General features: G+C 58.6%; 23 protein-coding genes. 4 read left to right on the forward strand and 19 right to left on the reverse strand.

Annotated elements, in window-relative coordinates; genetic code table 11:
* Positions 1–22: 22 nt before the first annotated feature.
* From AC1M2H_RS24560 to pmbA, 11 genes are all read right to left on the reverse strand, one after another.
* Positions 23–1,174, reverse strand: coding sequence for a lactonase family protein (locus tag AC1M2H_RS24560; RefSeq protein WP_480149430.1), 1,152 nt, complete (start codon positions 1,172–1,174; stop codon positions 23–25).
* Positions 1,175–1,256: 82 nt separating this feature from the next.
* Positions 1,257–1,997: a 2-dehydro-3-deoxy-phosphogluconate aldolase gene (gene dagF, locus AC1M2H_RS24565; RefSeq protein ID WP_480149431.1), complete on the reverse strand. Its 741-nt coding sequence runs from the start codon at positions 1,995–1,997 to the stop codon at positions 1,257–1,259.
* Positions 1,994–3,112 (reverse strand): DgaE family pyridoxal phosphate-dependent ammonia lyase, encoded by a 1,119-nt coding sequence (locus tag AC1M2H_RS24570; protein ID WP_480149432.1) that lies wholly within the window; start codon positions 3,110–3,112, stop codon positions 1,994–1,996. The genes dagF and AC1M2H_RS24570 overlap by 4 nt, the downstream gene beginning before the upstream one ends.
* Positions 3,096–4,229, reverse strand: coding sequence for an amidohydrolase/deacetylase family metallohydrolase (locus AC1M2H_RS24575; RefSeq protein WP_480149433.1), 1,134 nt, complete (start codon positions 4,227–4,229; stop codon positions 3,096–3,098). Before AC1M2H_RS24575 ends, AC1M2H_RS24570 begins: the two co-directional genes overlap by 17 nt.
* A gap of 42 nt (positions 4,230–4,271) precedes the next feature.
* Positions 4,272–4,916, reverse strand: coding sequence for a DUF4310 family protein (locus AC1M2H_RS24580; RefSeq protein ID WP_367969880.1), 645 nt, complete (start codon positions 4,914–4,916; stop codon positions 4,272–4,274).
* 13 nt (positions 4,917–4,929) lie between these two features.
* On the reverse strand, positions 4,930–5,706 hold the full coding sequence (locus tag AC1M2H_RS24585; RefSeq protein WP_480149434.1) for a DUF4311 domain-containing protein: 777 nt from the start codon (positions 5,704–5,706) through the stop codon (positions 4,930–4,932).
* Between the two features lie 21 nt (positions 5,707–5,727).
* Positions 5,728–6,027 (reverse strand): DUF4312 family protein, encoded by a 300-nt coding sequence (locus AC1M2H_RS24590; protein ID WP_041143761.1) that lies wholly within the window; start codon positions 6,025–6,027, stop codon positions 5,728–5,730.
* 2 nt (positions 6,028–6,029) lie between these two features.
* The gene (locus tag AC1M2H_RS24595; protein ID WP_341799308.1) at positions 6,030–6,392 is read right to left on the reverse strand and encodes an SFCGS family glycine-rich protein; all 363 of its coding nucleotides are present in this window, start codon (positions 6,390–6,392) and stop codon (positions 6,030–6,032) included.
* A gap of 11 nt (positions 6,393–6,403) precedes the next feature.
* Entirely contained in the window at positions 6,404–6,742 is a 339-nt protein-coding gene (locus AC1M2H_RS24600; RefSeq protein ID WP_095104325.1) for a glycine dehydrogenase, read from the reverse strand.
* A 301-nt stretch (positions 6,743–7,043) separates the two neighbouring features.
* Complete coding sequence (gene cybC / locus AC1M2H_RS24605; RefSeq protein WP_480149435.1) at positions 7,044–7,433, reverse strand: cytochrome b562; 390 nt, start codon at positions 7,431–7,433, stop codon at positions 7,044–7,046.
* Between the two features lie 111 nt (positions 7,434–7,544).
* Complete coding sequence (gene pmbA / locus AC1M2H_RS24610) at positions 7,545–8,897, reverse strand: metalloprotease PmbA (RefSeq protein ID WP_480149436.1); 1,353 nt, start codon at positions 8,895–8,897, stop codon at positions 7,545–7,547.
* A 94-nt stretch (positions 8,898–8,991) separates the two neighbouring features.
* Between pmbA and yjgA the strand changes: the two genes are divergently transcribed.
* The gene (gene yjgA, locus AC1M2H_RS24615; protein WP_480149437.1) at positions 8,992–9,543 is read left to right on the forward strand and encodes a ribosome biogenesis factor YjgA; all 552 of its coding nucleotides are present in this window, start codon (positions 8,992–8,994) and stop codon (positions 9,541–9,543) included.
* A 227-nt stretch (positions 9,544–9,770) separates the two neighbouring features.
* On the opposite strand, the gene AC1M2H_RS24620 is transcribed toward yjgA, so the two are convergent.
* Positions 9,771–9,953, reverse strand: a complete 183-nt coding sequence (locus AC1M2H_RS24620; protein WP_480149438.1) for a hypothetical protein — start codon at positions 9,951–9,953, stop codon at positions 9,771–9,773.
* Between the two features lie 99 nt (positions 9,954–10,052).
* Between AC1M2H_RS24620 and AC1M2H_RS24625 the strand changes: the two genes are divergently transcribed.
* Complete coding sequence (locus AC1M2H_RS24625; protein ID WP_480149439.1) at positions 10,053–11,261, forward strand: aldose 1-epimerase family protein; 1,209 nt, start codon at positions 10,053–10,055, stop codon at positions 11,259–11,261.
* A gap of 88 nt (positions 11,262–11,349) precedes the next feature.
* Here the strand turns inward: AC1M2H_RS24625 and AC1M2H_RS24630 are convergent, their stop codons facing one another.
* On the reverse strand, positions 11,350–11,871 hold the full coding sequence (locus AC1M2H_RS24630) for a GNAT family N-acetyltransferase (RefSeq protein ID WP_480149440.1): 522 nt from the start codon (positions 11,869–11,871) through the stop codon (positions 11,350–11,352).
* Positions 11,872–11,934: 63 nt separating this feature from the next.
* Positions 11,935–13,308 (reverse strand): UDP-N-acetylmuramate:L-alanyl-gamma-D-glutamyl-meso-diaminopimelate ligase, encoded by a 1,374-nt coding sequence (gene mpl / locus AC1M2H_RS24635; RefSeq protein ID WP_480149441.1) that lies wholly within the window; start codon positions 13,306–13,308, stop codon positions 11,935–11,937.
* Positions 13,309–13,483: 175 nt separating this feature from the next.
* On the opposite strand from mpl, the gene fbp reads away from it, so the two are divergent.
* Positions 13,484–14,482 carry a class 1 fructose-bisphosphatase gene (gene fbp, locus AC1M2H_RS24640; protein ID WP_480149442.1) on the forward strand — a complete coding sequence of 333 codons (999 nt, stop codon included), beginning with the start codon at positions 13,484–13,486 and terminating at the stop codon, positions 14,480–14,482.
* 47 nt (positions 14,483–14,529) lie between these two features.
* On the opposite strand, the gene yjfF is transcribed toward fbp, so the two are convergent.
* The 4 genes from yjfF to ytfQ all read right to left on the reverse strand — a co-directional run bounded on the left by yjfF (position 14,530) and on the right by ytfQ (position 19,068).
* Positions 14,530–15,513 carry a galactofuranose ABC transporter, permease protein YjfF gene (yjfF, locus tag AC1M2H_RS24645; RefSeq protein WP_480149443.1) on the reverse strand — a complete coding sequence of 328 codons (984 nt, stop codon included), beginning with the start codon at positions 15,511–15,513 and terminating at the stop codon, positions 14,530–14,532.
* Positions 15,500–16,525 (reverse strand): galactofuranose ABC transporter, ATP-binding protein YtfT, encoded by a 1,026-nt coding sequence (ytfT, locus tag AC1M2H_RS24650; RefSeq protein WP_480149444.1) that lies wholly within the window; start codon positions 16,523–16,525, stop codon positions 15,500–15,502. The genes yjfF and ytfT overlap by 14 nt, the downstream gene beginning before the upstream one ends.
* Positions 16,526–16,534: 9 nt before the next feature.
* Positions 16,535–18,037, reverse strand: coding sequence for a galactofuranose ABC transporter, ATP-binding protein YtfR (gene ytfR, locus AC1M2H_RS24655; protein ID WP_480149445.1), 1,503 nt, complete (start codon positions 18,035–18,037; stop codon positions 16,535–16,537).
* 74 nt (positions 18,038–18,111) lie between these two features.
* A complete protein-coding gene (gene ytfQ, locus AC1M2H_RS24660; RefSeq protein WP_480149446.1) occupies positions 18,112–19,068 on the reverse strand; it encodes a galactofuranose ABC transporter, galactofuranose-binding protein YtfQ in 957 nt (318 codons plus the stop codon).
* Between the two features lie 401 nt (positions 19,069–19,469).
* On the opposite strand from ytfQ, the gene ppa reads away from it, so the two are divergent.
* Positions 19,470–20,000, forward strand: coding sequence for an inorganic diphosphatase (ppa, locus tag AC1M2H_RS24665; RefSeq protein WP_426813336.1), 531 nt, complete (start codon positions 19,470–19,472; stop codon positions 19,998–20,000).
* Positions 20,001–20,141: 141 nt separating this feature from the next.
* Here the strand turns inward: ppa and AC1M2H_RS24670 are convergent, their stop codons facing one another.
* Positions 20,142–20,486 (reverse strand): gamma-glutamylcyclotransferase family protein, encoded by a 345-nt coding sequence (locus tag AC1M2H_RS24670; protein WP_095104349.1) that lies wholly within the window; start codon positions 20,484–20,486, stop codon positions 20,142–20,144.

Raw genomic sequence — 20,486 nt, forward strand, 5'->3', positions numbered from 1 at the left:
TCAGTTCCTTCATCTTTACGGCTCAAGGTTGAGCGGATATCACCATCTGTGACGGGCTGCCTACCGGAGTATAGTCCGGGGCAAAGGTCAGCCTGCCGCTTTTGGGCGCCACGCTGAAACGGGTGATATTATCGCTACGCTGGTTCATGACGTACAGCCACTGCCCCTGATTATCCAGCGTTAGCGTTCGTGGGTAGTCCCCGCGCGTCCAGATATCTTCCTGATGGCTCAGGCTACCGTCCGCCATGACGCTAAAGTGCGCGATGCTGTTATGCAGGCGGTTCGCCACGTACAGCTGCCTGCCGTCGGCGCTCAGCGCCAGACCGGCGGCAAAGCTGGTGCCTTTATACTCCTTCGGCAGCGCGGAAACCGTTTTGCCCTCGCGCAGCAGGCCGCTGGCCTTATCAAGATGATAGAAGGTTAGCGTCGAGGACTCTTCGTTAATCAGCCATAGCCCGTCGCCCTTCGGCGTGAAGACAAAGTGACGCGGCCCGGCTCCCGGCGAAGATGCGGCGATAAACGGCGGATCGTTGGGCGTCAGCTTGCCGCTGGCGCTGTCCATGCGGTACTGATAGATCCGATCCAGGCCAAGATCGGTGGAGTAAACGTATTTCCCGCTGGGATCGGCCGAGATCATATGGGCATGGGGGCCGTTATGGTCGCTAATGGCGAAACTGCCCTCAGCGGCCGCCGCCGGGCGCGCCGCGCCGGCCGGACCCTGGTCCTGATGAACGTCCACCGCCTCGCCCAGGCGACCGTCCTCCTGCACCGGCAGTACGGCCGTCGTGCCGCTAACGTAGTTTGCCACCAGCAGATGGCGACCGTCCGGCGTCAGGGAGAGATAAACCGGCCCGGCCCCGCCGGAAGAGACCTGGTTTAGCTCGCTCAGCTCGCCGTTCGCGGCAACGCGCCACGCCTGCACCACGCCCTTCTCCACTTCGCTGGCGGCATACAGGGTTTTGCCATCGCGCGAAGCGGTAAGCTGCGCGACGTTGGGCAACGAGCTCACCAGCGTTCGGTTGCTCAGCGCGCCGGTTTTCGCTTCGACGGTAAAGCGATACAGACCTTCGCCGTTGGGGTTATAGGTGCCGACCCAGGCGTACTGCGCCTGGGCGCAGGTGCTGGCGGCGAGCAGGGAGAGTGAAGCAACAAGCAGGTGACGAGCGGCAGGCATAGTGACTCCTTGATGGTTCGGTGGGATGAAAGTGGTTGTCCCCCGCCCTTACGGAAAGGTTCGGGGGACGGCAGAGCAATGACTATTTAACCAGCGCCCTGGTCATCTCCAGCAGCTGACGTACGTCGGCCGGGCGGGTGTTGCCGCTCTCTTTATCAATAATCGGGCTGTAGATGTGGGGGATGATTTTGCTGACGCCAGCGTCCAGCGCGATCTGCAGGATCTCGCCGTAGTTTTCCAGATCGATGCCGCCGGTCGGCTCCAGCCAGAAATCGTGGCGGGCGCAGGCCTCGGCGACGGCGAGATACTCATCGCGATGCTTCAGGCCGCCCATCGGGAAGTATTTGATCGAGCTGCCGCCCATGTCTTTTAGTAAGGCAATGGCGGTTTCCAGCGGCACAACGCCGTCCGCCGCGCCGCTGCTCAGCGGGCCGGTGGAGATCTTCACCATCCCCGGCGTGCCGGTCGGGGAGACCAGGCCGTTGACGACGGTTTCGCTCTGCCCCAGCAGCGCGCGGCTGGCGCCGACGCCGGTAAAGACCTGGTTGACGTGCTGCGGCTGCACCTGACGGGAGATCTCGCTGACCATCGCCGACTGGTTTGGATCGCCCGCGCCGAGTCCCACCGACAGCGCGTTATCGATAAGCCGGGCGTATTCACGCATATCGGCCACCGCGCTTGCCACGTCCGGATAGTTTTTAGAGAGCACGCCGACCAGAACATGACCTTCCGCCGCTTCGTAGATGTCGCGGGCGTTGTCTTTGCTCCCCGCCAGAACGTTCAGGCACACGCGATCGCGGTAAAAATTCGGGGTCAGTTTCATGCTTTCGTCTCCATGTTCAGAACTTCGCCGATGCGGCGGGAGACGATCTCCAGCTGCTGTGCGCTAACGCTGCGCACGTCGGCCTCAATAATGCCTTCGTTGGCCTTATAGCCGCGGAAGTAGATGGCGTATTCGCCCTGCTTCAGCGCCTCAACCAGCTCGCCGGTGGCGATGCCGGTGACGGCTTCAGTAAACTTAATTTCCGCTCGCGCGATATCGCGGCCGGCGCTATCCCAGACCACCCTGGCGCTCACCCCGGTGAGGGCGTTGAGCTGCTCAATAAACGGCGTCATTTTCGCCACCATCTCGTCGCCGCTCTCCTTGCGCGCCGTCAGGTAGTGTTCAATGGCGCAGGTCAGGCCCAGAATGCCCTCTTTACCGACCTTCATCGCCCGGCCAATGCCGGCGGACTGACGTTTGACCCACTCGACGTACTGCGTTTTACCGATCACCAGGCCGCTGGTTGGGCCCTCAATCGCTTTGGCGCCGCTGTAGATCACCAGGTCGGCGCCGGCGCTGTAGTAGCACTGCAGATCTTCTTCCGCCGCCGCGTCGACGATCAGCGGCAGGTTGTGCTTACGCGCCACCACCACCGCCTGCTCAACGCTGAGCATGCTTTTCTGCACGCAGTGGTGCGATTTGATGTAAAGGATCGCCGCGGTGCGCGGAGTGATCGCCGCCGCCAGCTGATCGGCGGAACATTCGTTGGCGTAGCCGGCTTCCACCAGCCTGCCGCCTCCCAGCGCCACCATAGTGCCCACCGGCGCGCCGAAGTTGACGTTGTGACCTTTCGGCAGGACGATTTCGTTGTTTTCGATCGGGGTGACGTGGAGGTTTTCCAGCAGCCAGCTGCTGTCTTTGACCAGCACCGCCGCCACCGACTGGGCGATCCCTGCGGAGGCGCAGGAGACAACCGTCGCCCCTTCGACGTCCAGCAGTTTCGCGATGTACTCGCCGGTCTTGTTGACCAGGTCCTTCATTTCGAAGTAGTGGTTCATGCCGCTCATGACGGCCTCGACCACTTCCGGGCGCGGCGTGGACACGCCCAGCGCCGTCATGCGGCCTGATGTATTAATAACCTGTTTTAAATCGTATTTTTCAAAAATCGAAGGCATTTTCCGCGCTCCCTTGTTCGGTCAGATAGCCCTTGCCTGCGCGAATCGCAGCAAGCGGCACCAGAATATTGTCAGCCTGCAGGCTCTCTTTTTCGGCGTCGACCAGTACCGTCGGCGCGTGCTGCAGGGCAAAGAGGGTTAAATCCGCGTCGTAGCCCACGGCCAGACGCCCTTTTTGCGTCAGGCGCAGCCCGTCGGCGGCGCTGGCGGTGACGCACTCCACCACCTGCGGTAGCGACATGCCGATGGCGAGAAACTTCGACATCACCAGCGCCAGCGAGCGCACCGGGCCGTCAATACGGTTGCGGCAGTAGATATCGGAGCTGATGGTCTGCGGCAGAATGCCCAGCGCTATCGCCCGGCGCGCCACCTCAAAGCTGAAGCTGGCGGTACCGTGGCCGACGTCCAGGCGCACGCCGCGCTTCAGCGCGCGGGTCACGGAGGCGCGCAGCTCGCCGGCGGCGGTCAGAATACGGTTCGGCTTGCCGTTATAGCAGTGGGTGATGATGTCGCCCGCGCTCAGCAGGTCGGCAATTTCATCGAGATTCGGCGGGTTGTTGCCAATGTGCACCATCAGCGGCAGATCGCCGTTTTCGCGCTGCATCGCCTTCGCCCGCTCCAGCGGGGTAATGCCGTTGTCGCCGACCACGCTGCTGCTCATGCGCGCCTTCAGGCCGACGATAAAATCAGGGTGGCGCTTCACCGCCTGGCTTACCGCATCGGCATCGACGTTGGCCATATTGGCCAGCTCGTTCTGGGCGATCAGCCCGACGCGGGAGATGTTGAGCAGCGCAAAGACCTCGGTGGCCGCGCTGCGGGTCAGCTGATAAAAATCGTCGATATCGTCCGCGCCGGTGCTGCCCGCGTCAATGACGGTGGTCACGCCGGTGGCGATGCCCACGCTGTCCGGCTGATCGTGATAAATCGGCGAATTCGGGTAGCAGTGAACGTGGGAGTCAATCCAGCCGGCGCTGGCGTAGCAGCGGCCGTCCAGCTCAACGGTTTTGCGCGCAGGCGCGCTAATCTCGCCCAGCGCCGCAATCTTCCCGTCCAGAATGGCGATATCGGTCAGGGTATCGTCGACGAGGCGCGCACGGCGCAGGAGTAAATCAAACATGGGTCTCTCCTGTTAAAGCGGGCGCTCACGCGCCCGCAGGACTTAACCAATAGCAATCGGGAATAGAGAGCCGAGGATCATCGCGCCGAGGATGGCGCCGCCGGTGATCGGCTTCTGCCAGATGTAGAACAGCAGGGCGCCGACCAGAGAACCGATACCGATAGGAATCGAGGCGGTCATCGCGCTGAGGATAATTAGCGGCCCAAGGAAGCGGCCGGAGGCGTTACCGGCCCCCATCATGACATCGGCGCCGTAGGTGGAGTCGCTCTGATTGATGGTGAACTTACGCGCCAGGATAATGATGTAGCCAACGGCCAGGCCCAGCGCCAGGCCGGTAGCCAGCGAGGCGCCGAAGTTGGCGACCGGGAAGACGAAGCCCGCGCCCAGCAGCAGCGCCGGCACGCCGAGGCCGATACCGGTTTGAATCGCGCCGCCGATATCGAGGATCCCCACCAGCGAACCCTCGATGATGCGCGCAAACAGGAAGCTGGCGCCAAACGCCGCGACCGCCCCGTAGGCGCCGGTATCGATGCCCGCTTTCAGCATCGCCACGAAGGCCACTTCGTTAAACGCGCCGATGCCGTAGAGATAGTACATGTGCGTCCCGGCGAAGACGCCGGAGGAGAGCAGGCCAACAAAGATCGGGAACGACCAGTCGGCATACCAAAAACCTTTATTCTGTTCCATTTAGAGGCTCCTGTTATTTGCCGCTGAGCGAGTTGTGAATCAGATCCAGCCAGTTCGGTACGCCCAGGTGGAAGGATTGCAGGGTCTTAATGTCGAAGCCGCGGAAGAAGGCGCTCAGCACGAACAGCGCAACAATGGCGGACATCATCACTTTGGTGACGCGATGCCAGCCGCTCTCTTCAACGCCCTTACCGATCAGGATCCCCAGCACCAGACCCGGCACGGCGTTACCCATAATCAGCTGCGCCGCGCCGCCGAAAATGGTGGCCCAGAAGCCCGATTTTTTCCCGGCATCGATGGCCGCCAGCCAGAAGATCACCGGCATCACCGTGTTAACCAGCAGGTTAGCCGCCGGCACCAGAACCTTAACAGCGGTGACCTGCAGCGCTTCCGGCACGGAAGAGGCGGTCAGGTTAAGGAAGGAGACCACGAACATGCCGATGATGCCGCAGGCAATCGCCATCTTCTTCGGATCGTGCAGCGTTTCGCCGACGTTGCGGTTTTTCAGCATCAGCGCGGCGGCGCCCCAGTTAGGAATGATGCGGTGGTCGACGTCCTGGGTGAAGGAGCCTGCTGCAACGGAAGAAGCCCAGGCGTTAAAGAAGAAGCCGAGGCCAAAGGAGAAGTGGGAAGCCGGATCGCCTTCGCAGGAGTTCAGCTCGCCCAACGTACGAAATGCGCCCATCCCTTGCGTGGTGGGCGCATGAAACATACGTGCCGCTCCGGCGCCCACGCCGACGCCAACCAGGCCGCCGATAATGAGCGATTTTATTAAAATTATCAGGAACATAGTTTAACCCTATGGTGAAAATCAGGTTTGCGTGACGAAATCCACTTTATCGAGATTAATGGCGGTCACGTTGACGGTAACGTTCAGCTCCACGCTGTAGGTCCGTCGTTCACGGCGCAGAAAGAAGAATAAAAACGCTTCTTTGCGCACCGCTTCACGCGCATGAACAACCTCCACATCCTGTGGCTCAATACGCAATAAAATGTGCGGCGAGGTTTTCATCACCGCCGCCTGCACGTGGTTCAGGGCATCGGCGAACGCCCGAGTTTTGCTCTCGCCTTTGCCCGTAACGCTCACCGTGGTGGTGAATTGCTCTTTCATGCTCAGACGCCGTATTTCTTTTTCCAGGCTTCGACCAGGCGCTCGCCCAGCTCTTCTTTATCCATAAAACCGAAGCCCAGAACGTTGTAGCCTTCGTTGATGGCGGTAACGCCTTCATCAACGGAACGCATGCCGTATTTCGCTTTGTAGCCGTGCTTGTTCTGCGCAGTGATGGCGCCTGCGCCGCCGCTGCCGCAGAAGGAGATGCCGAAGGTGGCGTTTTCTGCTTTCATCACGTCGCCCAGCTTCATATCAGCGGCAACGCCCGGAACCACGACTGCACGAGCTCCGGCTTTTTCCGCGCCAGCGGCAACTTTCTGTCCTTTACCCAGGCGATCGCCGATAACTAAGGTGATTTGTTCCATTTTTTAGCTCCTTACAGGTTTTCTTTTGCGACTTCGAAGTGGACGGACAGCAGCCAGGACTCTTCCTCTGGCAGGTTGCCGAATTGCGCGACCACTTCGCGGGCCAGCATCATTGAATCTTCTGAAATTTCTTCAAACAGGCTGGCGTCCACTTCCGGCAGCGGCTCGCCGCTAATTGACCGGTGGGCCATAGCCCGCACGTGGGAGGTCAGCATCTGCTCCTGAACGGCGTTGGGGATGATGTTACGGCGACCTAACAGGGTATAAACCTGCTGCAGCATCTTCTCGGCCAGCTGCTCGGTTTGCGTTGCCTGCTCCCCTACGTCGTGTGTTACCGCTCCGTTATTCACTTGTCTTACCCCGTTGATGTCTCTGGGGACAAAACTAACGCCGGGGGAGAGGAGTTTGTAGCGAGTTGTTTTCCACTTCGAAGTGGAAAGGCCGCCGGAAGATGCGATCCATTGCACATAATTGGCCTAAATTTGCCATTTACGGCCAAACGGCGTGATGAGGGTCACAAGCTAGCCACTGAGCTGGCGAGCGGAAGCGGCCGAAAAGGCGGCAGAGAAGAGCTGGAAAATGTGACAGGGATTGGGTTTTATGCAAGGACGACGTGCAGGAGGTACCGGCTGATACCTCCTGGAAAAGAACTTAACGGTACTTCTGGTGGTAGGTATTACGGGTAGTTTTGAACTCTTCCGCGGCGGCCTGCACCTCTTTGACCTTGCCTTCATTGGCCAGCTTCAGGGCGCCGTCAATCTGGCCAATCAGGATATCGAGGCCGTGGCGATAGTCCTTCATCTCCGCGCTGTCCGCGGCTTTACCTTCCAGCTTCGGCGGGGTCTCTTTCTGCGCATCGGCGGCGGCGTCGCGCATCTTCGTCAGCGCCGCTTTTTGCTCACCGGCATCAGAGGCCTTCTGCACCACCTGCAGATTTTGCGCGATGGTATCCATATCCTCGCCCAGATCGGCGGCAAACGCCGACGCTGAACCCATCGCCAGGGCTGAGACAGCCAGCGCTGCTAACAGTTTTTTACACATTGCTCACTTCCTTTTTTATTATTTAAGCACAAGGAAAAGGCGCCACCTGGGCGCCCTTACATACCCGTTACTCCTCAGGCCGTAGCCTGAACAATCCGGTATAACACGCCATTATTGCCCGGCGATTTTCATCTCTGGCAGCAGCACGGAACCACACTGGATGTTGCTGCGCATTTCGATATCGTCGGCGACGGTCACGATATTACGCCACATATCTTTCAGATTTCCGGCGATGGTGATTTCACTTACCGGATACTGAATTTCGCCATTCTCAACCCAGAAACCGGATGCGCCGCGCGAGTAATCGCCGGTAACACCGCTGACACCCTGCCCCATCAGTTCGGTGACGACAAGCCCGGTACCCATCTCTTTAAGCAACTTTGCAAAACTCAGGCCGCGGCCGTTGATTCGCCAGTTGTGAATGCCGCCCGCGTGGCCGGTGCTCTTCATGCCCAGCTTGCGCGCCGAGTAGTTGGTCAGCAGCCACTGCGTCAGAATACCGTCCTTAACGATGTCGCGCCGCTCCGTACGCACGCCTTCGCTGTCGAACGGCGTTGACGCCAGCCCTTTCAGCAGATGCGGATGCTCCTCGATGGTCAGCCACTCCGGCAGGATCCGGGTGCCAAGCGCGTCAAGCAGGAAGGTCGATTTGCGGTACACCGCGCCGCCGGCAATCGCCCCGACCAGGTGACCAAACAGCCCGGTCGCCACTTCATTGGCAAAAATCACCGGCGCCTTCATCGTCGAGAGCTTGCGCGGCGCCAGGCGCGAGAGGGTGCGGCGGGCGCACTCGTCGCCGACCCACTCCGGCGACTGCAAATCTTCAATCGCGCGGCCGATGGTATAGGCGTAATCACGCTCCATATCGCCGTTTTCTTCCGCGATAACGCAGCTGGAGAGCGAATGGCGGGTTGAGCAGTAGCCCTGCAGCATGCCGTGGCTGTTGCCGAATACCTTAATGCCGTAGTGGCTGTTGAAGCTGCCGCCTTCGGTGTTGGTGATGCGTTTATCGGCCTGCAGCGCCGCCTGTTCAGCGCGGGCGGCCAGCTCGATGGCCCGATCCGGGCTCACTTCCGCCGGGTGGAACAGGTCGAGATCCGGGGCGTCAAAGGCCAGCAGCTCTTTGTCGGCAACGCCGGCGAACGGGTCCGGCGAAGTATAGCGGGCAATATCCAGCGCCGCCTGTACCGTGCGGGCAATCGCCTGCGGGCTAAGATCGGTCGAAGAGGCGCTGCCCTTGCGATGCTGGTGATAAACGGTGATGCCTAAGGCGCCATCGCTGTTGAATTCTACGTTCTCCACCTCGCCGTAGCGGGTGCTGACGCTGATGCCGGTGGTTTTGCTGACGGAGACTTCCGCGCCGTCTGATTTACCTGCCGCCAGTTCCAGCGCCGTGGTCACGGCCTCTTCCAGCGCCTTACGCTGCTGTGCAACTTGAGAGATGACTTTCATCGCTAATGCCATAATGTAGGAAGGACTTAATTGAAGTCTAACAGAGAACCGTTTTTCAGTGCGCGCCTTAACTGGTAACATTAGCCTCTTTTTTAAGGAGCCTGAGATGACAAAGCAGCCCGATGACTGGCTCGACGACGTGCCCGATGATGACGTTGAAGATGAAGACGATGAAATTATCTGGGTCAGTAAAAGTGAAATTAAGCGTGACGCCGAAGAACTGAAGCGTCTTGGCGCCGAAATGGTAGAGCTGGGGAAAAACGCGCTGGATAAAATCCCGCTCGATAGCGACCTGCGCGACGCCATTGAACTTGCCCAACGGATCAAGAAAGAGGGCCGCCGCCGCCAGATGCAGCTGATTGGCAAAATGCTGCGCAGCCGCGACGTTGACCCGATTCGCCAGGCGCTGGATAAGCTGAAGAACCGCCACAACCAGCAGGTTGCGCTGTTCCATAAGCTGGAGATGATCCGCGATCGCCTGATTGCCGATGGCGATGACGCGGTGCCGGAAGTGCTGAACCTGTGGCCGGAAGCCGACCGTCAGCAGCTGCGTTCGCTGATCCGTAACGCGCAAAAAGAGAAAGAAGCGAACAAGCCGCCGAAGTCCGCGCGCCTGATCTTCCAGTATCTGCGCGAGCTGGCCGAAGCCGAAAGCTAGTTCCGCCGCCGCCCGCCTGATTTTCCCGCAGGCGGCGCCCGTCCGGGCTACCTGATAACGTTTAACCTGTAGCCCGGCATGCGTACGCTACGCATTGCCGGAAAGATTATCTTCCCAACGCCACCCGTCTGGGCTCTCCCTCTGTTCAGCCTTTGTTCAGCCGCCCTTTTGCTCTCGTTTTGCTCTCGTTTTGCTCTCGTTTTGCTCCCCCTTGCGCTTTTATCCTTTTATCCGGCTGACGCGCCGTTCTGCTGCTCGCCAGCGGACGCGGTTTTCCCGCCGCGCCTGTCGCCCACAAAAGCTGAATCGTTAAAGCTAAGCATGTTTAAATTCACATTTTTTTTCGGCAACAATAATAAAAATTGCATTAAAAAAGGACTAAAGTCGCAGTTAAAAACAGCAAATCGCACATATTCTCACCAGGTGAGGCACTTCACATTTTCATATGCCGCTAGCCATTAGATTTCCCTCATTGATAACAATATCGATTCAGCAAAAAGGCACGAAAAATGAAAAAAATAGTAGCGTTGACCGCAGTAGCGATGATGATTTCTGGGCAAGTCGCGGCAAAAACCTGGGTGCTGACAAGCGCTGAAAGCAGCATAGAGAAAGGAAACTGGCAGGTAAGCAGTGACCAGCTGAAGATAAAAGATCGCCATTTCAGCATAGAGCAAAAAGTCCTTCATGGCGGCAAGCAGGAGGGAAGTAAAGTTATCGTTATTCGCAGCCAGGACGGCCTGACTATCGCTCTCAGCCCGACTCGCGGGATGAATTTACTTAAAATCGAAGGTTTCGGCACGCGGATGGGCTGGGACTCGCCGGTCAAAGAGGTGGTTAATCCGGCCTTTATTAATCTGGAAAGCCGCAACGGGCTGGGCTGGCTGGAAGGTTTCAATGAGATGATGGTGCGCTGCGGCTACGAATGGACCGGCCACCCGGTCACCGCCGACGGGCAAATTTATACCCTGCACGGCAAAGCCGGGAACACGCCGGCATCGCAGGTCGAGGTTGAGGTGGCCGATAGCGCACCGTATGAAATTCGCGTTCGCGGGCTGGTGAAGGAAAGTACCTTCAAGAAAGCCGATTTGCAGACCATGACCGAGCTGCGCTACGTGCCCGGCAGCAACAGCTTCAGCCTGCACGATGTCTTAACCAACCACGCCGATTATCCGCATGATTATCAGATCATTTACCACAGCAATTTCGGTACGCCGATTCTGGAAGAAGGCGCGCGTTTTCTCGCGCCGATGGCCAGCATCAGCCCGTTCAACGACTATGCCAAAGCCGGTTTGAAAACGTGGCAAACCTATGCCGGCCCGACCAAAGATTTTGACGAGATGGTATTTAACATTCAGCCGCTGTCCGATGACCATCACCAAACGCTGGCGGCGGTGGTTAACAAGGCTGGCGATAAAGGGGCGTCGATTCAATTTGATACCCGCCAGCTGCCGGTCCTGACGCTGTGGAAAAACACCGACAGCCAAAAACAGGGCTATGTCACCGGCATTGAGCCAGGTACCAGCTATGCCTATCCGGTCACCGTTGAGCGCGAGCAGAAACGCGTGAAGCTGCTGCAGCCGGGAGCCAGCGCGCAGTTTGATCTGACCTATACCCTGCTGCACAACAATAAGCAGGTTACCGACGTTGAGCAGAGAATTGCGGCAATCCAGGGCGACGCGAAGGTCGCGGAAAACGAAGCACCGATAGCCAAAGAGTAACCTTACGCCGGCGCTGCTCCCGGGTCTCCGGGAGAGACGGAGCCCGCACAGCCCATCACCTTCCCGGCGTCAGCGCCGGGATATCGGCTCAGGCCATCACCACCTGGCGCAGCTGCTGCGCAAAGCGTCGGTACTGCGCTTCGTCAATTGCCTGCGGGTAGCTCAGCACCACCAGCGCATGATCGGCGATGCCGCAATGATAGGTCGGGTGGCTATGCGGCCACGGGTTGTCGCTAAAGCCCATCGCGGCGTAAAACTGCAGCCGCCTGCGGGCGATTTCCGTGGTGAGCGGATCGATCTCGAGGATGGTCAGCGGCGCGCGCTTGAGTATTTCCGTAAGCAGGCGCCTACCGTAACCGCGCGAGCGCAGGCCGTCGTCAATCGCCAGATGCTCAATGTAGCCGTAGTCCGCAAACTGCCAGCTGCCGCTCAGCCCGATAAACTCGCCGTCATCAAACCACGCCTCCAGGACATAGTGCGGGTCGCGCAGCGCCCGCTGCTTAGCCAGCGGCTCACGCTGTTCGTGCCAGGGAAAAGCCCTGGCGTACAGCGCGTCAAGCGCGGGGAAATGCGGGGAATCGGTGGAGGTTAGTTTTTCAGCAGTGAGCATGACAAAATCCAGGATAGCAAAAAATCTGCCCTCACGCGGAGGGCAGAGAGACGATCGTCGGAATTACTCTGCCGCGGCGGCCTTGCTGGCCAGCTTATCCAGCAGCTTCTGATGAATGCCGCCGAAGCCGCCGTTGCTCATCACCAGAATGTGGTCGCCCGGATGGGCGGTTTTGATAATCATATCCACCAGCACGTCGACATCCGCACTCCAGTGGGCAGGCTGCACGCAGGCTTCAGCCACCTCGGCGACCTGCCATGGAATATGCTGCGGCTGGAGCAGGAACACTTCGTCCGCGCGGCCCAGCGACGGCGCCAGATCGTCCTTGCAGACGCCCATTTTCATGGTGTTCGAGCGCGGTTCGAGCACTGCCAGAATGCGGGCGGTGCCGCCAACCTTAGCGCGCAGCGCCTGCAGCGTCGCCAGAATCGCAGTCGGGTGATGGGCAAAATCGTCGTACACGGTGACGCCGTTCGCTTCGCCGCGCAGCTCAAGGCGGCGGCGGGCGTTGATAAAGCTGCCCAGCGCGTTGGCGGCGTCCGCCGGCACTACGCCGACGTGGCGGGCGGCGGCAATCGCCATCAGGCCGTTGTGCATATTATGCTCGCCGACCAGCGCCCACTTCACTTCCCCGACCTTCTCGCCGTCAAGCCAGACTTCCCACTGCGAGGCGTCGGCGTTGAGCTTCTTCGCCTGCCAGTGGCCCTGTTCGCCGACCATCTCCTGCTCGCTCCAGCAGCCCATCGCCATGGTCTGCTTCAGGTTGATGTCGTTTTCCGGCAGAATAATTTTGCCCTGGCCCGGGACAATGCGCACCAGATGATGGAACTGCTTCTGAATAGCCTTCAGGTCATCAAAGATATCCGCGTGATCGAACTCAAGGTTATTGAGGATCAGGGTTCGCGGGCAGTAGTGAACAAACTTCGAACGCTTATCAAAGAAAGCGCAGTCATATTCATCCGCTTCGATAACAAAGAACGGGCTGCCGCCGAGGCGCGCGGAGACTTCGAAGTTGCCCGGTACGCCGCCGATCACGAAGCCGGGCTGGTAGCCGCAGGCTTCGAGAATCCAGGTCGCCATGCCGGCGGTGGTGGTTTTACCATGGGTGCCCGCCACCGCCACAACCCAGCGATCGCGCAGGACGAAATCATGCAGCCACTGCGGGCCGGACATGTACGGAATGTTGTTTTCCAGCACCGCTTCGACGCACGGATTGCCGCGCGTCATCGCGTTACCAATGATCACCAGGTCCGGCCGAGGCTCCAGCTGGCTGGCGTCATATCCTTGAATTAAATCGATTCCCTGGTTTTCCAATAGGGTGCTCATCGGCGGATAGACGTTAGCATCCGACCCCGTTACCTCATGACCGAGGGAACGCGCCAGCATCGCCAGCCCCCCCATAAACGTGCCACAGATACCTAAAATATGAATGCGCATTCGTCACTTCCCTCTTTAATCTGGCGCACATTTTACCCTTATGTTCGGCATCAGCGAAATGCATTTCAGGCGAATCCGTTTTTTGCTGGCGCGATTCACCTGTGCGTATTTTTTTTATTCTTTGTTAAGATTGTTGCGTTCGTTTTACTTCACATAAACATGCAGGGAACGGGTTATGAAAACGTTAGGTGAATTTATTGTCGAAAAGCAGCACGAGTTCTCCCACGCAACCGGCGAGCTAACTGCTTTGTTGTCGGCGATAAAACTAGGCGCCAAGATCATCCACCGCGATATCAATAAGGCCGGTCTGGTCGATATCCTGGGTGCCAGCGGTGCTGAAAACGTCCAGGGCGAGGTGCAGCAAAAACTCGATCTGTTCGCCAATGAAAAATTGAAGGCCGCACTGCGAGCACGCGATATTGTTGCCGGGATCGCCTCTGAAGAAGAAGACGAAATCGTCGTCTTCGAAGGCTGCGAACACGCCAAATACGTGGTGCTCATGGACCCGCTGGATGGCTCCTCTAACATCGACGTTAACGTCTCCGTTGGGACTATCTTCTCCATCTACCGTCGCATAACCCCGGTCGGTACGCCGGTCACCGTCGAAGATTTCCTGCAGCCTGGCAGTAAACAGGTCGCGGCAGGCTACGTGGTTTATGGATCCTCCACGATGCTGGTTTATACCACCGGCTGCGGCGTACACGCCTTCACCTACGACCCTTCTCTTGGCGTATTCTGTCTCTCCCAGGAGCGCATGCGCTTCCCGGAAAAAGGCAATACCTACTCCATCAACGAAGGCAACTACATCAAGTTCCCGCTGGGCGTGAAGAAGTACATTAAGTTTTGCCAGGAAGAGGATCTCGGGACCCAGCGCCCCTACACCTCGCGCTATATCGGCTCACTGGTGGCGGACTTCCACCGTAACCTGCTGAAAGGCGGCATTTATCTCTACCCAAGCACCGCCAGCCACCCGGACGGCAAGCTGCGCCTGCTGTACGAATGCAACCCAATGGCGTTCCTCGCCGAGCAGGCGGGCGGCAGGGCCAGCGACGGTAAAGAGCGCATTCTCGATATCGTCCCGGCCAGTCTGCACCAGCGCCGCTCCTTCTTCGTCGGTAACAACCATATGGTTGAAGACGTCGAAAACTTCATTAAAGAGTTCCCGGACGCGTAACGCCTCTGGCTTCCCCTCTCGCCCGGCGAGAGGGGATCTTTCTTATGCTAGCTCACCCGCGATACCGGCGAGTTCTGACGGTTTTCCCACAGCACCGTCAGCCCGCGCTGTAGCGCAATAAAGATAAACAGCAGAATACCGATCGCAATTTTCGTCCACCACGAGCTGAGCGTGCCGTCAAAGTTAATGTAGGTCTGAATCAGCCCCTGAATCGCCACTCCGAACAGCGTGCCTAATACCGTGCCGACGCCGCCGCTGAGCAGCGTGCCGCCAATGACCACTGACGCAATCGCGTCCAGCTCAACGCCCACCCCGGCCAGCGCGTAGCCGGCCTGGGTATAGATAGAAAAAACGATCCCCGCCAGCGTCGCCAGCCCGGTCGAGAGCATATAAATGCGGATCGTGGTTCCACGCGTCGAAATGCCCATCAGATTCGCCGAAACGGCGCTACCGCCCATGGCGTACACCTGGTTGCCAAAGCGGGTGCGGTGGGCCATAAAAATGCCCGCGATCACCACCAGCAGCATCAACAGCCCCATGGCGCTCAGGCGGCCGCCGCCGGGAATGGTCCACGCCAGCCCGGAGAGCGTGTCGTACACCGGATGATCGATAGGGATAGACTCTTCGGAAACCAGATAGCTCACGCCGCGCAGGAAGAACATCCCGGCGAGGGTAATGATAAATGCCGGGATCTTCAGCGTATCGATAAGCCAGCCCATTAGCGCGCCAAACGCGCAGCCCATCACCAGCACCAGCGGGAACGCCAGCAGCGGCGTAATTCCCCAGACGCCAATCGCTTTCGCGAGGAACACGCCGGTGAAGGCGATCACCGACCCGACCGACAGATCGATACCGCCGGAGAGGATCACGAAGGTCATCCCGACGGCAATAATGCCAAGAAAAGCGTTATCGGTGAGGATATTGCAGATCACCCGCGTCGAGGCGAAGCCGGGAAACTGGGTCAGGCAATAGAGATAGCCCAGCACGAATACGGCAAGGGTAATCATCAACGGCAGGTTACGTTTTATCACGGCCGCGTACTCCTTTCAGTAAGCTGATAAAGCGCGGCGACTGAACGATCAGTACGCACAGCACCACCACGGCTTTTACTACCTGGTTAAGCTCCGGCGGGAAGCCCGACAGCAGGATCCCGGTGTTCATCCCCTGGATAATCAGCGCGCCGATCACCGACAGCAGGAGGTTAAAGCGCCCGCCCATCAGCGATCCGCCGCCAATCACTACCGCGAGGATGGCATCGAGCTCCAGCCATAGCCCGGCGTTGTTGGCATCGGCGCCGCGAATGTCCGCGGCAACGACAATCCCGGCTATCGCCGCGCACACGCCGCTCAGCACGTAGGCCAGCATCACGACGATGCGGGTGTTGACCCCGGCATTTTTCGCCGCCCGAATGTTAATCCCTACCGCTTCAATGAACATCCCCAGCGCGGTTTTGCGGGTGAACAGCCAGAACAGCAGCAGCGTTGCGGCGGCGATAAGCACCGGCATCGGCAGCAGCAGCAGCGAGCCGCTGCCGAGCCACGCCAGATGCGGCGAGTCGAAGGTGACAATCTGCCCGGAGGTGATCAGCTGCGCGACGCCGCGCCCGGCCACCATCAGGATCAGCGTGGCCACGAACGGCTGGATCTTCAGCACCGCCACCAGAATGCCGTTCCATAGCCCGGCCAGCGCGCCCGCCCCCAGCGACGCCAGCAGCACCACCGGCAGGCTATGCCCGGCAACGGTCATCGAGGCGGCGGTGGCGCCGGCAATCGCCATCACAGCGCCGACCGACAGATCAATCCCGCCGGTGGCGATAACCAGCGTCATGCCTACCGCCAGCAGCGCCACCGGCGCCGCGCGGTTAAGAATATCGATGGGGCTGCCGAACAGGCGCCCCTCCTGGAGGACAATCTGGAAAAAATGCGGCGCCACCAGGCTGTCGACGACCAGCACCAACAGCAGCGCAATAATTTGCGGCATACCCTTCGGCCAGCTGAAGCGACGCTTCGTTTGGCCGGTTTGTGGAAGAGATCCTGGCATCATGATTTACTCCTATGCCGCAATTGCGTTCATGATCGCCGGAACGGAGAGCTCCCCGAGCGGGATCTCCGCCACCTGCCGACGATCGCGCATGATAATCACCCGATCGGCGTAGCCCACCAGCTCTTCCAGCTCCGACGAAATGACCAGCAGCGCCAGGCCATCGGCGCACAGGGTTTCAATCAGGCGGATGATCTCGGCATGAGCGCCGACGTCTATTCCGCGGGTCGGCTCATCGAGGATCAGAAACTGGGGTTTGGTCAGCAGCCAGCGGGACAGCAGCACCTTCTGCTGGTTGCCGCCGGAAAGAAACTCGATCGGCTGCTCGGCGCTGGGGGTTCTAATCCCCAGCTGGCGGATAAAGCGTTCGGCAATCTCATTTTGCTCACGGCGCGGAATCGGGCGCAGCCAGCCGCGCTGCGCCTGCAGGGCCAGCACGATGTTCTCCCGTACCGACGCCGCGGCGATAATGCCGTCGGTTTTTCGGTCTTCCGGACAAAAGCCGATCCCGAGGCTCGAGGCCTGGTGCGGCGAGCGCAGCGTCTGCGGCTTGCCTTTGATCCACGCGCTGCCGCTATCGGCCGGTTTGATGCCAAAAATGACTTCCGCCGTCTCGGTGCGTCCGGATCCCAGCAGCCCCGCCAGGCCAACAATTTCGCCGGGGCGAACCTGGAGATCGAACGGCTCGATGGTGCCCTTTTTACCAAACCCTTCAAAGGCGGCGATCGGCTTCTCGCTCAGCAGGGTGCGGCCCGCGCGCTGTAGCGCGTTGTGCTCCAGCTCGCGTCCCAGCATCATCTTCACCAGCTCAATCTGCGGCAGTTCGCGGGTCTCCCGGCAGCCGACGAAGCCGCCGTTGCGCAGGACGGAAATCCGATCGCTCACGGCGTATACCTGATCGAGAAAGTGGGTAACAAAAATCAGGCTGACGCCGCTATCGCGCAGCTGGCGCATCAGGGTGAAGAGCATCTCCACCTCCTGGGTATCCAGGCTGGCGGTGGGCTCATCGAGGATCAGCACCTTCGCCGACAGGTCAATGGCGCGGCAGATTGCGACAATCTGCTGCATCGCCACCGAAAAGCGGTTAAGCGGCTCACGAACGTCGAGGGAGAAACCGTAGGAGGCCATCAGATCGGTGGCGCGCTTTTCCATCTCTTTGCGCCGCAGCAGGCCAAAGCGGCGGGGCTCGCGGCCGATAAACAGATTGTCCGCCACCGACATATTCGGCAGCAGGTTCACTTCCTGGTAAACGGTGCCGATGCCCTGCTGCTGGGCGTGGGCGGTATTTTTCGGCGCTATTGCCTGACCCTCGAGCCAGATAGTACCGCGATCGGCGTGATAAACGCCGGTGAGCGCTTTGATCAGGGTCGATTTACCCGCGCCGTTTTCCCCCAGCAGGGCCATGATCTCGCCGCGGCGCAGGCTGAAGTTGACGCTATCCAGCGCCTTGACGCCGGGGAAAAATTTGCTCAGTCCCTCGGTACGAAGGATCTCCTGATGTACTTCGTCGTTCATGGTTTCCCCTCCCCTAACCCTCTCCCCACCGGGGAGAGGGCACTAAACCGAGCGTCCTGATGAACTACGCTCACTCAATAGCCCATATCTTTCTTCTTATCCAGCTGCTCTTTCGCCGTATCCGGCAGGAAGAGCATCGACTTCGTAATAGTCAACTTCTCAGGCAGGGTGCCGTCTTTCTTGAATTTCTCCAGCGCATCGAATGCCGGCCCGGCCATATTTGGCGTCAGCTCGACGTTAGCGTTCGCTTCGCCGGCGATCATCGCTTTGTAGATATCCGGGACGCCGTCAATGGAGCCGGTGAGGATATCTTTGCCCGGCTTCAGGCCGGCCTCTTTAATCGCCTGGATGGCGCCGATGGCCATATCATCGTTATGGGCGTAAACCATGCAGATGTTCTTGCCGTTGTTTTCCGCTTTGATAAAGCTCTCCATAACCTCTTTCCCTTTGCTGCGGGTAAAGTCGCCGGACTGAGAGCGGATAATTTTGATGTTCGGTGCCTTAGCGATGGCTTCAGCGAAACCTTTTTTGCGGTCAATAGCGACGCTGGCCCCGACGGTACCCTGCAGCTCAACGACGTTGCACGGCTTGCCGTCGACGGTTTTCACCAGCCAGTCGCCAATCAGCTGGCCCTCCAGCACGTTATTGGCGGTGACGGTGGTCATGTAAAGATCTTTGTCTTTTACATCAATGGAGCGGTCGAGCAGGAAGACCGGAATTTTGGCCTCTTTGGCTTCCTTCAGCACCGGCTCCCAGCCCGTCGCCACGACCGGGGCGATAAAGATGGCGTCGACGCCCTGCGCAATGAAGGAGCGTACGGCTTTAATCTGGTTTTCCTGTTTTTGCTGACCGTCGGCAATTTTCAGAGTAATACCGCGCTTCGCGGCCTCCTCTTTCGCAACGCTGGTTTCGGCCGCACGCCAGCCGGATTCAGACCCGACCTGCGAAAATCCTACGGTCAGAGGGGCAGCTATTGCCATAGACGACATAGCTGCGGAAACTGCTGAGACAAGAAGTAAGCGCTTCCACATAAGGCGATCCTCGTAGGGTTATTGTTAGTGAAATCGTTATCTGCGGAATTACTATAGACAATCAGAAATGTAACTGGATGAGTTACATCACACTTCAGAAAAGTAAATTTTATGTTGATTAAGGCCATTTACTGCACCTTATAGCGGATAAGAGCTGCGAAATGAGATCAGCATAGCAACCGCTGGCTAAATTTAAAGCTCATTAGCAGCAGCGGAAGATGATGTGTAATCGCTTACATAAAAGTATGTAAAATGTGGCTATATTTATGGATTTCAGGCCCGTTTAGCAGGGGGGAATTACGCTATCTTTCTGCCCCCCTGAATGAAAAGAAGCGAAGACATTCGATGTGAGTTGGCTATAATACCGGGCACTTGTTTGCTATACATTTAAAGGAACAGACATGAGCTTACTCAACGTACCTGCGGGTAAAGATCTGCCGGAAGATATCTACGTCGTGATCGAGATCCCGGCTAACGCAGACCCAATCAAATACGAAGTCGACAAAGAGAGCGGCGCGCTGTTCGTTGACCGCTTTATGTCCACCGCGATGTTCTATCCGTGCAACTACGGCTACATCAACCACACCCTGTCTCTCGACGGTGACCCGGTAGACGTGCTGGTCCCGACGCCGTATCCGCTGGAGCCGGGCTCAGTGATCCGCTGCCGTCCGGTTGGCGTTCTGAAGATGACCGATGAGTCCGGTGAAGATGCCAAGCTGGTTGCGGTACCGCACACCAAGCTGAGCAAAGAGTACGATCACATCAACGATGTGAACGACCTGCCGGAACTGCTGAAAGCACAGATCACCCACTTCTTCGAGCACTACAAAGATCTGGAAAAAGGCAAGTGGGTTAAAGTTGACGGTTGGGACAATGCTGCTGCAGCGAAAGCCGAAATCATTGCTTCCTTCGAGCGCGCGGCGAAGAAATAAGTTCGCCCCTGCGTAACGCCAGACCCTGAACGCCGGTCTCCCGGTCAGTAAGGGTTTTTTTATGCCTGCGGTTTGCCTGCGCCGGGTTAATCCGCGATAGCCGCAAAAAAACAGCGCCACCCGAAGGTGGCGCTGTCGTTTTTAATACTGGTCTCTGTCTAACCAGTTACCGCTCTCTATCAGCGTAAACCCCTCAACCGGGCGCTGATAGACATACATCCATGCGCCGCCGTACGGCGTCTGGATAAGATGGCGCGCGTATTCGCCGCCTTTGGTACGCAGAGCATCCAGCTCGGCCAGCGTCGATGCGTCAATACGATAAACTTCACCATGTACCGTGCCTTCACCGGGCACCGCGCCTGGATAGTGGCCCAGGCTGTACAGCTGATAATCGTTGACGCTATGATCGCCCAGCCACTGAGCGTTGGTCATCCAGTGGCTGTTGCCTTGTTTGCGTCGTAAACTGCCGTAAACAAATATTCGCAT

The organism is Klebsiella sp. F11 (genome assembly GCF_056712265.1).